The sequence below is a fragment of the Luteolibacter rhizosphaerae genome (genome assembly GCF_025950095.1).
In the GTDB taxonomy this organism is placed as follows: Bacteria; Verrucomicrobiota; Verrucomicrobiia; order Verrucomicrobiales; family Akkermansiaceae; genus Haloferula; species Haloferula rhizosphaerae.
Window position 1 is genome coordinate 319,243 of sequence record NZ_JAPDDR010000004.1, and the last position, 12,738, is coordinate 331,980.

The window sequence follows — 12,738 nt, forward strand, 5'->3', positions numbered from 1 at the left end:
CTGACGCGCAGACTAAATACCACCCATGGCATGGTCAACGTGAAAACTACGCAATATTTAGTAGATGGCCGCCGATGTTCGGGGAAGCTTTAACGATATTTCAAGAATCTTCCGGCATCGGTAAGCAAGCATGTGCCGAATTGCAAAAATGCCCGCTACCATGGGTAGCGGGCATTTTCGTAAAGAGAATGATGGCGTCGGATCTTACTTCAGATCGGCAGGCTTCACGCCCTTCTTGAAGCCATCGAAGCCGAAATTGGTCGGCTCGTACTTGCCGACCGGCGCGGTATCGAGCTTGGCCGGAACCTTCAGGCCGGTGCCCCAGTAGACCGAGTTCGTGACGAAGCGGGCGAGACCGGGCGAAATGAAGTCGGTGGCGGCACCCATGGTGGTGCAGATGACCTTCTGGGTCTTGCCGCCGTCGAGCTTGCGCTCACGTACCCAAGCGACGGGCATCATCGGTTCGTTCTTCTTGCCCTCCACCGCCTTATCCTCCGGCTTCATGCCGGCGATGACCTGACCGCGCAGGAGCACGGTGGCGTCATCGGGCAGCTTGGTCACGCCGTAGACATCGGTGGGGCCCCAGACATCTTCCACGCAGGTGAGCAGGGGATGGCTCTTGTTAGACTCCTCGATCACGCCGCGGGTGCTCTGGGAACCGTGGTCGCCGTGGTGATTGATCCATGTCTCGCCGAGCACCTTCTTACCGAAGCCGCCATCGGAATTGAAGGACCAGGAGGCGTAGGGGCTGTCCTTCTTGCGGGTGTAGTTGAAGGCATGGGTGGAGGTGCGCATGCCGAGCAGCGGCTTGCCCGCTTCCACGTAGTCCACGATGTGCTTCATGTCCGCATCCGGGAGCTCGCGGAAGCGCAGGCCGAAGACGAGGAAGTCCGCGGAATCGATCGCGGCGAGGCCGGGGATATTCGTCTGCTCCTTCGGATTGATCTCACCGGAAGCCGGATCGATCGGGAAGAGCACGGTGCATTTGAAGCCGTGCTTTTCTGCCAGCATCTTGCCGAGCATCGGCAGTGCTTCCTCGGAGCGGTATTCTTCATCGCCGCTTACCAGTACCACGTGCTTGCCCTTGCCGGGGCCCTTGGAGCCCTCGAAGACCAGCCATGGATCATCGGCGAGAGCGGTGAGCGTGAGGGCAAGCGGAAGGAGTGTGCGGAACGCGGTCTTCATCGGTTTTCGGAATACCGCGCAGCCAAGCGCCTTCTTGCCACGGACGCAAGGTCTCCGCAGGAAAACGCAGAAAAGACCGAAAAACCAAACAGGTTCTCAAGGCCAACTGACCGTCGCCCACACCGGGAAATGATCGGAGGGACGCTCCTCGATCCGGGGGGCGCGCTGGATGCCGGTGGCCTCCACCTTGGCACCATGCGAGACCAGGATGTGATCGATGCGCGGCCACGCCTCCTGTAGCTCCCGCCAGAGATGCAGGGTCTGCTGGCTGCGGCCGCCGGGCGGCACCTTCACGCGGAAGACATCGGTGAGCGGGCTCTGCAGCGGCTGCACCGCGGCACCGGAGAGACTCACCTTCCTGCCGGTGAAATAGCCGAAGGCCGGGTTCGCATCGGCGGCATTGAAGTCACCCAAAAGGACGACAGGGTCATCCGTGAACTGGCGCGCATTGATGCGCTGCGAGATCAGCACCGCGGCGCGCTCGCGGGAGGGTTGGTTGCGGTGGTCCCAGTGCGTGTTGAAGACGTAGAAGGCCTTCGAGCTGGCGCGATCGATCAAGCGCATCCAGGTGACCACGCGCGGGTAGCTATTCCCCCAGTTCATGGAGCCCGGCTTGTCCGGAGTATCGGAGAGCCAGAAGGTGCCTTGTTCGGTGATGTCCGGCTCGAAGCGATCGCGGCGGTAGAAGATGGCGGCATACTCGCCCTTGCGATCGCCATCATCCCGACCCACGCCGTAGAAGCCGTAATCGGTGAGCGAGGCCTGGAGATCGGCGCACTGGCCATGCAGGGCCTCCTGCACGCCCATCACATCCGCATTCATGCCGCGGATGGTCTTCGTGACGCGGCCGATGCGATTCGGCCAGGCACGCCAGCCGATGTCGCTATCGCCCTCGTAGCGGATGTTGAAGGTGGCGAGGGTGAGGCGGAGTTGGCCGCTTTCTTCCACACTCACGGCCCTGCGCGGTGCTTCTCTCCGGCAGCCGGGAAGGAGCAGGAGGCAGAGGCCTCCGAGCAGTGTGGCAATGGCTTTGGTGGTCCCCCTCATGTGGCGTCGTCTCGATCCCGCTACAGCATTGCGGCGCTTCGTGTGAGAAGCGCCGCAGCGAAGTCTGCTTGTGTGTCCTTGTCGCGGCTCTCGCTTAGCGCACCTCGACTGTGGCACCCGGACGGATCAGGGTGGGGATACGGATGGCATCCCAATTCGCGAGGCGGATGCAACCGGCGCTGCGGGCGCGGCCGATCGTCTCCGGATCCGAGGTGCCGTGGAGGCCGATGCCGGGGCGGCTGAGACCATTCCAGATGATACCCACCGGGCTATTCGGGCCGGGCGGGATGTTGAGCGCGTTGTTGCTGCGCTTGCCGGTTTCGAGCAGGGACTTGTCGAAGCGCCAGACCGGGAGCTCCACGCTGTTGTTGAGCTTCCAAGTGCCGTAGTGGATGAACTGCGGCTTGCCCGGGGTGATGGGGAAAGAGGCGACCAAGGCGCGGTTCGCGATCGGCTTGGGCTTCACCAGCACGGGCTTGTCGGAGACGACTTCCTCCTCCTCGACGAGCAGGGCCGGCGGTGCGCCTTCGAAGATTCGGACTTGGTTCTTCTTGGTATCCACCACGGCGTGGCGCTCGGACATGACCGGATCCGCCTCGTAGCGCTTGCCGGTGATCTCCTCGATGCGGAAGGGCTTCACGTTCGGCACGATGAGGGTCTGGCCGGGCTTCACGCCCCAGGTGTTCTTGCTGCCATTGATCTCCAGCACGAACTCGACATCCGTGTGGAAGCGCTCGGACATGAACTCGGCGATGCTGCGGTAGCTCATGCGCTTCGCCTGCGCCTGCGCGGCGCGGTTGTGGGAGAGGCCGGTATTGACCCACTTCGGCGCGACTTCCGGCACGATGGCGGTGGCGAAGGGGTGCGGCACGGCCTTGCGCGCGGCTTCCATGATCGGGCCGAGATCGCCGGTGGAGTGACCGTGCACTTCGTTCCAAGAATCCACCGCCTGAACGGTGAAGCGGCCGGGCTTCCCGTCGATCACGCCGGGGCCGAAATTCGATTGATCGAGGAAGATCTGGAGGCGGACGGCGTCCTCGCCGGTGGGCAGGTTCGCGATGTCCGCCGGGGCGTCGGTCTTCACGTTCGTCTTCGGCAGCGGGACCTTCACCGAGCCGAGGGGCAGGGGAGTGATCTCCGCGGCAGGAGCGGGGGGCGTGACCGGGGCGGTAGGCAGGGCCTCCGTCTTTTCCGGGGTGATCTCAGAGGGATCCACGGGCAATGCGCGAAGAGCCTGCTCTTCGGCAAGGACGGGGCATGCGGCGGCAATGAAAGCGAGGGCGAGCGATTTCCGGAACATCTTCGGTATTTCTGAAGGTCGGGACGCGGGGACTATTCCAGAAACCCCCGAATTGTCACGCCGGGAAGCCTAACGGTTTTCAACGGCTTGCAGCCGCCCGGGGGGTGATGCGGGGCCCGGATGAAAAAGCTCTCAAATTCCGCATTGCCAAACCAAAATCCGGACCCTAGCGTCCGCGCTCCGACGCCGAAGAGCCCCTTGGTGTAATGGTAACACTACGGATTTTGATTCCGTCTTTCCAGGTTCGAGTCCTGGGGGGGCTGCTCTTCTGAAGAGAGCATGGCTGGCCAACAGTCCTGTAGTGTAACGGTAGCACAACAGATTCTGACTCTGTTCGTCTTGGTTCGAATCCAGGCAGGACTGCCACTCGCTTCATTCACTTAGATGAATTGCGGCCGCACGAGAGGAAGGGCATTGGGTCCCTCAGCTTTATTTTGGGAGCGGCTTCCTTGTTTGCTGGGATACTGATTGGCTTAAACGCGTTTCTAGGCGAGGGCCCCAAGTTCTCTACCCTAGGCGCGGACCCGAAATTCTTGATGAAGGTCAGCTATTCACCGGGTCACGAGGATTCCTCCAACATCCATTCGATCGAGATTCTTCGCAATGGAGATGCCAGGCTGCAGCGCTACGACAAACAGACCCGCCAGGTGGAAGTGGTGTTGCTCAAGCCAAAGAATGCAGAGGCAATTCGCCGCTACTGTGAGTTGATGAGCCACGGGGATTCGGAGGTGGTTGGTGTAGCCATCGGCTTCCCCCACATCTCCGTTTGGATATCTTCTCATGGAGTACATCCTACGAGAACCCTTCAATTTTCGACCGCCGTCAGCGAGGCACCTTTCCTATGGGTGGATCGGCATGCGCGACGTCAGGTAGGGGATGACTTTTTCAAGACTCAGGCCTTTGAAGTCGAATTCGCGAAGCAACTCGGGGCGCTCTTGAAGGAGTATGAGTAGGAGGCGAGCTTGCTTGGCGATTGCTGCGGTCCGGGGCCGTTATCAGGTCTGAGTGCTGCCACGAAGGAGAGGTGTTGTCTCCGCGGCCTTGTTTCTTCGTTTCGCTCGCCAGAGCAGCAGGATGGACCATAACAGAGCGAAGGCAAGAAGGTGGAGCCAGAAAGGAATGCTGAGCAGCCAGTCACGGTCCGTCCGGTACATCATGTTCATCGCATCTGATTCCCGCGGCGTCATGGGGGCTCCGTCGGATTTGGTTGCGTAGGATTGCCGCGTTTTGGGATCGGCGTGCTCGATGCCGCCCCGGATGAAATGGGGAGCCGGGAACAGTCGAGAGATCGGTCTGCTGTAATCGTTCCGGAAGAACTCCCAGCCAGGACGGCGCCCTGAAGGACGATAGGTAAAGCTCAGCGCACCGCCTTGGCTCTCCATCATGCAGGACCCCCACATCGGTTGGGTCGTAGACTTCAACGAGTCCCACCATGCCCAGCAGATGAATACCATCATGAGGATGCCGGACCAGAAGGTGATGGAGCGGTGCAGGGCGAGCTTCACGAGACGAGATTCGGGGGTCTGCAAGAGATCGCGGCAAGGATCATCCTCCGAGGATGTGCCAACAAGAGTATCGAGATCGGGTTGCTCAGAACGCTGGGGCCCTTGCGGACGCCGCTGGACAGCACACCCCGATCCCGATGGCAAAAGAGTAACTACGCGAGAGAATGGCGGGCAACAAAAGACCCGCTGCTTCCCGTCGGAGCGGGTTCACTTTGCGATACTTGTCGCCCTTTTCCTCCGTTTCGCCCGCCAGAGCAGGAGGGCGGACCATGGGAGGGCTACGGATAGAAGGACGAGCCAATGGGGAATAAAAACAGCGCAATCAAAGCCTGTCCTCGTTCCGGTGGAGAAGTTCGTCGTGCCAGTTGGCCACTGCCATGGGGAAGGAATGCGGGGAAGATGTAGTTCCTTTGGAGTAGCAAAATAGATATCCCATCTTACCGGGCGCATCTCAACCAACTGCCACTCTTTCTGGACTAGGGTGAACCCTTTTCGACTCCTCGCGCTCCAGTCCTTCTCCGCCGCATTGTATCTTAAGATGACTCCGGTCCCGCCATGCTCTCCGCGAATACGCCCAAGGCATAAGGTGCCGTTGTTCGTCATCGAATGCCACCAACCCCAAGCGATAAACCCCATGAGGAGTACGCCGGACCAGAAGGTGATGGAACGGTGTAGGGCGAGCTTCACGGCGAAGTTATGGCAGCGCTCGAAGGAAAGAGAAGCTCCGCCTCACTACGGGGATGGATGGCACAAGTGCGCGAGTTGAGGAGTTGATGTCGGCGGCTATTCATGATCGGATGAGGGATGAAGCGTTTCCTCCCCTTGTTCCTGATCCTGCTGGCGAGTGCCTTCTCGGCCGAGATCTTCACCGCGACGCCGGCGAAGGCTTCCGACAAGGAGAACACCACGCTGCGCGGGGTGATCAACGAGTTCTCCTTTCCGGTGCCCGACGAGGTCGAACTGGGCACGACCCAGAGTGCCTGGGTGCTGGCAACACCCAATGAGGTGGAGTGCGAAGGAAAGATCGCGGATGAAGATGAAGCGGTGAAAGCAAAGCTCGATCTGTTCCATCTCGTGGTGTCCGAGGAGTTGCAGGGGAAGATCGCCAAGTTCCGCGGGAAGCCGGTGGAGATCACGGGCCGGATCATCCCGGCGCACACGCGGCATCACCGCACGGCCTTTCTCTTCCATGTCGAGGGCGTTAAGGAGCTGGGCAAGTGAGGGGTAGCTGCGTGTGGTTCGTGCAGAGTCACTTCTAACACGGGATCACGTAGCTGTCGTAAATCTACGAAGTGTTAGGGTGTGGTCCTCATGACTCGCGATCTCCCTCCAGTAACCCGCGTCGAGAAGGTCTGTGTGGCCTTGCTCGCGCTCGTCTCCGTCTCCGCGCTCATCGCCTCCGGCTGGCACATGATGGTCCATTGATTGGCTGGTAATGGATCTCACTCCAAAAGGTGCGCGAGCGCCTGGGGATCCATCGCATGCCGGGTGGCGGTATCCAGATCGATGGTGCCTTTCTTCACCAAAGCGGCGAGGGATCGTTCTAGGGTGATCATGCCTTCCTCGGTGCCGGTCAGCATGGCATTGCGCAGGTAGTGGTCCTGGCCCTCGCGGATGCCGGTGGCGACGGCGGGGGTGACGATGAGTTTCTCGATGGCGGGGATCATGCCCTTGCTGCGGGTGGGCACGAGGCGCTGCGAGACGGCGGCGCGGAGCGAGGAGGCGAGCTGGATGCGGACGAGGCGCTGTTGGTGGCCGGGAAAGACGTCGACGATGCGATTCACCGCGGAGCTGGCGCTGCCGGAGTGAAGGGTGGCGAGGACGAGATGGCCGGTCTCCGCCGCGGTGAGAGCGGCGGTGATGGTGGGCAGGTCGCGGAGTTCACCTAACAGGATGACATCCGGATTCTCGCGGAGGGAGGCGCGGAGACCTTCGCTGAAGCTCTCCACATCCGATCCCACTTCGCGCTGGTGGATCAGGCACTGGGCCTCGCGATGCTCGAATTCGATCGGGTCCTCGATGGTGATGACGTGGCGCGGGCGGCTGCGGTTCAGGTGATCGACGAGGGCGGCGAGGGTGGTCGATTTCCCCGAGCCCGAGGTGCCCGTGACCAGGACGAGGCCGCTGGGGTAGGCGACGAGATCGAGCAGGGAGTCCGGGAGATTGAGCTCCGCCAAGGAGGGGATCCGTTGTCGGATGGGGCGGAGCGCGGCGGCCACACCATCGATGTGGCGGAAAACATTCACGCGGAAGCGCCGGACGCCGTCCGAGAGATTGTAGCGGAGGGCGAAATCCACATGGCCGAGGCGTTCGAACTCCTGACGAGCGGAATCGTCCGGGATCAGCTGGAGGATCTGGGCGGCTTCCGGAACGGGGGCGTCGATACGGGCGATCAGGCCGCGGCGGCGGACGCGTGGCGGCTTGCCGGAGGAGAGGAAGATATCGGAGGTCTCCGCGGTGGTGGCCTGGTCGATCAGGGAGAGCAGATCCGGGGCGCTGGCGAGGACCGGGGAAGGGGAGGACGGCGGATTGATCAGGCCTTCTAACAGCTCGTCCGCCTTGCTGGGCTCGGGCGGCGGCGGTGCTCCTAGGGCGTGGATCTCGATGCGGAACTCCGCGCCGGAGGAATGGATGTGGTAGCCGAACTCGGTCTCGTCCGCGGAGGTGAAGCGGCCTTCCTGCCGGGCGGCCCCGGGTTCTGTCCCCGTGATCTCGCCGGCCATGCGCTGGAGGATCTCCGTGCGCAGGGAGGGCATTGAGAGCTCGATGGTCTCGCCTTGCTTCAGAAGATAGGGGACGGCATCCGAGACGAGGATCAAGCGCTCGGCGCGCTTCTCCAGCATCAGCTTCAGGAAGGTATCGATGAGCGCCATGGCGGAGGAAAGGAATCGCTCCCTTCCAATGCCGCAAGTGCCGGGATTTGTCGGGAGCGCTTCAGCGCAGGGACAGGCCGAGCGGGAAGCTGACCTTGAAGCGGGCTCCTTCGCCCGGCTTGCTGAGGAGCGTGACGCTGCCGCCCGCGCGATCGGCGAGGCGCTTCACGATCGACAGGCCGAGGCCGGTGGAAATCTCGTTGCCGGTGGGCAGGGCGCTGAGGCGGGCGTAGCGCTTGAAGAGCCGGGGGTAGTCGTCGGCTTGGAAGCCGGGGCCGTTGTCCTCGATGGTGAAGAAGCCGGAGGGGCCTTCGCTACCGATGGTCACGCGGATCTCGCCGCCGCGGGGGGTGAACTTCACGGCGTTGCCCAGCAGGTTCTCCGCGATCTGCCCGATCACCCATTCGGCCGTGGCGATGGGCAGGGGGTAGGCGGTGTATTCGCGGCGCAGCGAGAGGCCTTTCTCCAAGGCGGTGTCGCCGATCTCGTTCATGTGAGAGTCGAGCAGGCGTCCGAGATCGCGGCAGCCGCCGGCCTCATCGCGGTGCAGGTCTTCCACGGCGCGGAGAAGGTGAGCGATGCGCTCTGCGGAATCCGTGAGCGTGCCGCCGAGTGCCTGCAGGCGATCGGCGGGGATCTTCTGCTCGGTGAGCAGTCCGGAGATCAGCCGGATGCTGGACAGCGGTGAGCGGAGATCGTGGATGAGCACGTCGGTAATGGTCCGCTCGCGGCGTTTCGCCACGTGGAGCTCGATCTGCTCGGCCACGATGGCGGTAAAGTCACGGATCAGGGCGATCTCTTCCTCGGTCCACTCGCGGGGCTTCACATCGATCACGCAGAAGGCACCGTAGATATGGTGATCCGGTGCGACGAGGGGGAAACCGAGATACGCATTTACCCCCAGTTCCGTCACCGCCGGGTTCGACATGACGAAGGGGTCGGTGCGCGCATCGGTGATCACCAAGGGACGGCGCAGGGTCACCACGTGCTTGCAGAAGGAGTGGCTGAGAGGGGTCTCGCGCTTCTCGGCGTAAGCCTCTGGTATTCCGCAGGCTCCAGCGAACACCTGTCGATCATGGTCTACCAGTGTGACAAGGCATGCCGGGACTTTGAGCATGCGCGCGGCGAGCGCGGTGACGCGATCGAAGTCCATGTCCGTCTTGCCGCTCAGCAGTCCCGAGCTGGTCAAGGAATCAAGGCGGGCTTGGTCGGACGAGGAATGATTGAACATGCGGCAACGCGGTGCACTTATCTTTTTATTAGCGATGCTGCAAGTTCCGCTTTCAGGCTCTTTTGCAGGTTAGGCCGGAAAGGAAAAGGCGAAGGATGGCTCCTTCGCCTTTCATGATCTGTTTGTAACGGGAAAGGGCTCAGCCTTCCTTGCCGCAGCACTGCTTGTACTTCTTGCCGGAGCCGCACGGGCAGGGGGCATTGCGGCCCATCTGGTCGATGTCGAAGCTCGGCGGGCGGCGCTTGGGCAGGTTCAGCTTCACCTCGCCGCTGCTGTCATCCACGAGGGCATTGCCGGAGTTCGAGGTGGAGGCGACATTGGCGCGACCGATCGGCTGGGAAACCTCCGCGCTCTGGAGCTGCTGCGGCATGCCGTGGAGCTGGCGCAGGATGGCTTCCAGATTGCCGGCGGAGCGGAAGAGGTTCTGGAGTGCTTCCCCTTCGATGCTGGCCATCAGTTGGGAGAAGAGCTCGTAGGCCTCGTTCTTGTATTCCACCAGCGGATCCTTCTGGCCTTGGGCACGCAGGTGCACGCCCTCGCGCAGGGCATCCATGTTGTAGAGGTGCGCTTGCCACTGGCGGTCAATCGCGGCGAGCATCATGCGGCGCTCTTCCGCATCGAGGATCTCGGGCGGCAAGCCGTCCACGCGGAGTTGATAGGTCTCCTTGACGCGCTGGATGAGGAACTCGGCGATCTCCTCGGCGGACTTGGATTCCACGCTCAGGTCTTCCGGGGTCACGCGGATCGGCAGGGTGGTGTTCACCCAGTGCATCAGCTCGTTGTAGTCCGGATTGGCCTCGTCGCGGTCGGCCAAGAACTCCTGAACCTTGCCCGGGATGACCTTCTCGATGATCTCGTTGACCAAGTCGCGCGGCTCCTCGGTGGTGAGCACCTCGTTGCGGTAGCCGTAGACGACCTCGCGCTGCTTGTTCATCACGTCGTCGAACTCGAGCACCCGCTTGCGCCAGGTGTAGTTGCGCTGTTCGACGCGCTTCTGGGCGGTTTCGACCGATTTGTTCAGCCAAGCGTGCTCGAGGGCTTCGCCCTCCTGCATGCCGAAGCGCTCCATCATCGCCGTCATGCGGTCGGCGGCGGCGAAGTTACGCATCAGGTCGTCTTCGAAGGAGATGAAGAACTGGCTCAGGCCCGGATCGCCCTGGCGGGCGCAACGGCCGCGGAGCTGGCGGTCGACACGGCGGGACTCGTAGCGCTCCGTGCCGATGACGAAAAGGCCGCCGAGTTCGGAGACGCCGGCGCCGAGTTTGATGTCGGTGCCGCGGCCGGCCATGTTGGTGGAGACGGTCACCGCGCCCTTCTGGCCGGCATTCGACACGATCTCGGCCTCCTGCATGTGGTACTTCGCGTTCAGCACCGTGTGCGGGATCTTGCTGCGCTTGAGCATGCGCGAGACCGTCTCGGAAGCTTCCACGGAGGCCGTTCCGACGAGGATCGGCTGGCCCTTTCCGTGGGCTTCCTCGATCGTTTTGATCACCGCGTTGTACTTCTCGCGGCGGGTCTTGAAGACTTGGTCGTTGCGGTCCTTGCGCTGGTTCGGCCGGTTGGTCGGGATCGGCAGCACGTCCAGCTTGTAGATATCGGAGAACTCCGCGGCTTCCGTTTCGGCGGTGCCGGTCATGCCGCCCAGCTTTTCGTAAAGGCGGAAGTAGTTCTGGATGGTGATGGTGGCGAAAGTCTGGGTCTCCTTCTCGATCGCCACGTTTTCCTTCGCTTCCACGGCTTGGTGGAGGCCGTCGGACCAGCGGCGGCCGGGCATTTCGCGGCCGGTGTTTTCGTCGACGATGATCACCTTGCCTTCCTTCACCACGTACTGCACGTCCTTCTCGTAGACGCAGTAGGCCTTCAGGAGCTGGGAGATGTTATGCATCTTCTCCGCCTGCGAATCGAGCTTCTGCTGGAGTTGCTCCTTGGCTTCGGCGCGCTGCTCGTCGTTGAGCTTCACATTCGAGTCGATATCCGCGTAGAGCGTGCCGATATCGGGCAGGGTGAAGGAATCCGGATCATCCGGGGAGAGGAAGCTGCGGCCCTTCTCCATGAGGTCGGAGTCGTGGCTCTTCTCGTCGATGGTGAAGAAGAGTTCTTCCTTCAGGTCGAAGAGTTCCTTCTTCTGCGCATCCTGGTAGAAGGACAGCTCGGTCTTCTCAAGCAGGCGACGGATGTCCGGCTCCTGCATCATGCGCATCAGCTGGCGGTTGCGCGGCTGGCCGAGCTTGACCTTGAACAGCGCGCGACCGGCTTCGCCCATTTCGCCGGCTTCTTGGAACTTCTTGGCCTCCACGATCAGGTCGTTGCAGAGCAGGGTCTGCTGGCGGACGATCTGTTCGACGAGCGGCTTGTACTTGTCGAACTGGTGGCTGGAGACGGAGGAGGGGCCGGAGATGATCAGCGGCGTGCGGGCCTCGTCGATCAGGATCGAGTCCACTTCGTCGATCACCGCGAAGTAGTGGCCGCGCTGCACCTGCTCATCGCGGGTGGAGGCCATGCCGTTGTCGCGCAGGTAGTCGAAGCCGAACTCCGAGTTGGTCCCGTAGGTGATGTCGCAGGCGTAGTGCTGGCGGCGGTCCCAAGGCGGCATCTGGTTCTGGATACAGCCGACGGTCAGGCCGAGATACTTGTAGAGCGAACCCATCCACTCCGAGTCGCGTCGGGCGAGGTAGTCGTTCACGGTGATGACGTGAACGCCGAGGCCGGTGAGCGCGTTCAGGTAGGTCGGGATGGTGGCGACGAGGGTCTTGCCCTCACCGGTCATCATTTCCGCGATCATCCCGCGGTGCAGGGCGATACCGCCGATGAGCTGCACGTCGAAGTGGACCATCTCCCATTTCAGGTCGTGTTCGCAGACATTGATGGTGCTGCCACACATGCGGCGGGCGCCGTTCTTCACCACGGCGGCGGCTTCCGGCAGGATCTGCTCCAGATATTTGGCGCGGAGCTTGATGAAATCGCCCTCGATCTCGTGGAAGGCAGTCTTGGCCGCTTCGATCGAGGCCACGGTGGCATCCACCTTGGCGGGCAGGCTCGGAAAATCGTCGCGCAGGCGCTGCAGGCGGCCGTTCATGTAGACGGCGGCTTCTTCCAAGCCGGCCTTCCCCATGCGCTCCAACTGCGGCTTGGTGGCCACCTCAAGCGCGTGGTAGCGGGAAAGGGATTCCTTCCACTTGGCGGTCATTTCCCGCAGTTTTTCCTCGGGTTCCCGCTGCAGGGCCTCCTCGATTTCCTTGATTCGCTCGACGGTCGGGCGGATCCGGCGGATTTCACGCTGGTTCTTCGAGCCGACGATTTTCTGAAGGATCCACTTGATCATTTGTTGGGCAGGTAGGGCACCGGAGTTGCTGCCGGGGCGCACGCAATACACGTGGAAGGGCTGCTGTGCAAGCGGCGTGGAAGGGTGCTTTTGCACCGGATTGTAGCGGCTGTGGGGGAAAGCATTACCTCATGTGTCATCGGCCCGGCTGAAAACGGCATGAGGCTTGCCCAAAAATAGTAACCCGAGGCTCTGGCGATAAGCAGATTCGGCCGGATTTCTTTGGAGATTCGGCCGCATTTCCTTGGAAATGAACCGTGAACTTTGATCTGGGC

Annotated in this window: 9 protein-coding genes and 2 tRNA genes; 4 read left to right on the forward strand and 7 right to left on the reverse strand. The window is 62.0% G+C overall.

The genetic code is table 11. From position 1 onward, the window contains the following. Positions 1–204: 204 nt before the first annotated feature. From OJ996_RS09625 to OJ996_RS09635, 3 genes are all read right to left on the reverse strand, one after another. Positions 205–1,185 (reverse strand): ThuA domain-containing protein, encoded by a 981-nt coding sequence (locus OJ996_RS09625; RefSeq protein ID WP_264513340.1) that lies wholly within the window; start codon positions 1,183–1,185, stop codon positions 205–207. A 96-nt stretch (positions 1,186–1,281) separates the two neighbouring features. Next, positions 1,282–2,139: an endonuclease/exonuclease/phosphatase family protein gene (locus tag OJ996_RS09630; RefSeq protein WP_264513341.1), complete on the reverse strand. Its 858-nt coding sequence runs from the start codon at positions 2,137–2,139 to the stop codon at positions 1,282–1,284. A gap of 187 nt (positions 2,140–2,326) precedes the next feature. Then, positions 2,327–3,532, reverse strand: coding sequence for a L,D-transpeptidase (locus tag OJ996_RS09635; RefSeq protein ID WP_264513342.1), 1,206 nt, complete (start codon positions 3,530–3,532; stop codon positions 2,327–2,329). A 192-nt stretch (positions 3,533–3,724) separates the two neighbouring features. On the opposite strand from OJ996_RS09635, the gene OJ996_RS09640 reads away from it, so the two are divergent. From OJ996_RS09640 to OJ996_RS09650, 3 genes are all read left to right on the forward strand, one after another. After that, positions 3,725–3,795 (forward strand) — tRNA-Gln (locus tag OJ996_RS09640). 29 nt (positions 3,796–3,824) lie between these two features. Next, a tRNA-Gln gene (locus OJ996_RS09645) sits at positions 3,825–3,898 on the forward strand. 170 nt (positions 3,899–4,068) lie between these two features. After that, positions 4,069–4,485 carry a hypothetical protein gene (locus tag OJ996_RS09650; protein ID WP_264513343.1) on the forward strand — a complete coding sequence of 139 codons (417 nt, stop codon included), beginning with the start codon at positions 4,069–4,071 and terminating at the stop codon, positions 4,483–4,485. 42 nt (positions 4,486–4,527) lie between these two features. On the opposite strand, the gene OJ996_RS09655 is transcribed toward OJ996_RS09650, so the two are convergent. Further along, positions 4,528–5,037, reverse strand: a complete 510-nt coding sequence (locus OJ996_RS09655; protein ID WP_264513344.1) for a hypothetical protein — start codon at positions 5,035–5,037, stop codon at positions 4,528–4,530. Between the two features lie 804 nt (positions 5,038–5,841). On the opposite strand from OJ996_RS09655, the gene OJ996_RS09660 reads away from it, so the two are divergent. After that, complete coding sequence (locus tag OJ996_RS09660) at positions 5,842–6,258, forward strand: DUF4431 domain-containing protein (protein ID WP_264513345.1); 417 nt, start codon at positions 5,842–5,844, stop codon at positions 6,256–6,258. Between the two features lie 221 nt (positions 6,259–6,479). On the opposite strand, the gene OJ996_RS09665 is transcribed toward OJ996_RS09660, so the two are convergent. From OJ996_RS09665 to secA, 3 genes are all read right to left on the reverse strand, one after another. Further along, the gene (locus OJ996_RS09665; protein ID WP_264513346.1) at positions 6,480–7,910 is read right to left on the reverse strand and encodes a type IV pilus twitching motility protein PilT; all 1,431 of its coding nucleotides are present in this window, start codon (positions 7,908–7,910) and stop codon (positions 6,480–6,482) included. A 61-nt stretch (positions 7,911–7,971) separates the two neighbouring features. Continuing rightward, the gene (locus tag OJ996_RS09670; protein ID WP_264513347.1) at positions 7,972–9,141 is read right to left on the reverse strand and encodes a GAF domain-containing sensor histidine kinase; all 1,170 of its coding nucleotides are present in this window, start codon (positions 9,139–9,141) and stop codon (positions 7,972–7,974) included. Positions 9,142–9,280: 139 nt separating this feature from the next. Further along, complete coding sequence (gene secA / locus OJ996_RS09675; RefSeq protein WP_264513348.1) at positions 9,281–12,463, reverse strand: preprotein translocase subunit SecA; 3,183 nt, start codon at positions 12,461–12,463, stop codon at positions 9,281–9,283. Positions 12,464–12,738: the final 275 nt, after the last annotated feature.

Excerpts from the sequence above, each read along its gene's own strand:
- OJ996_RS09625 (WP_264513340.1), bottom strand. The coding sequence starts at position 1,185 with ATGAAGACCGCGTTCCGCACACTCCTTCCGCTTGCCCTCACGCTCACC.
- OJ996_RS09635 (WP_264513342.1), bottom strand. The coding sequence starts at position 3,532 with ATGTTCCGGAAATCGCTCGCCCTCGCTTTCATTGCCGCCGCATGCCCC.
- OJ996_RS09650 (WP_264513343.1), top strand. The coding sequence starts at position 4,069 with ATGAAGGTCAGCTATTCACCGGGTCACGAGGATTCCTCCAACATCCAT.
- OJ996_RS09660 (WP_264513345.1), top strand. The coding sequence starts at position 5,842 with ATGAAGCGTTTCCTCCCCTTGTTCCTGATCCTGCTGGCGAGTGCCTTC.
- OJ996_RS09665 (WP_264513346.1), bottom strand. The coding sequence starts at position 7,910 with ATGGCGCTCATCGATACCTTCCTGAAGCTGATGCTGGAGAAGCGCGCC.
- OJ996_RS09670 (WP_264513347.1), bottom strand. The coding sequence starts at position 9,141 with ATGTTCAATCATTCCTCGTCCGACCAAGCCCGCCTTGATTCCTTGACC.
- secA (WP_264513348.1), bottom strand. The coding sequence starts at position 12,463 with ATGATCAAGTGGATCCTTCAGAAAATCGTCGGCTCGAAGAACCAGCGT.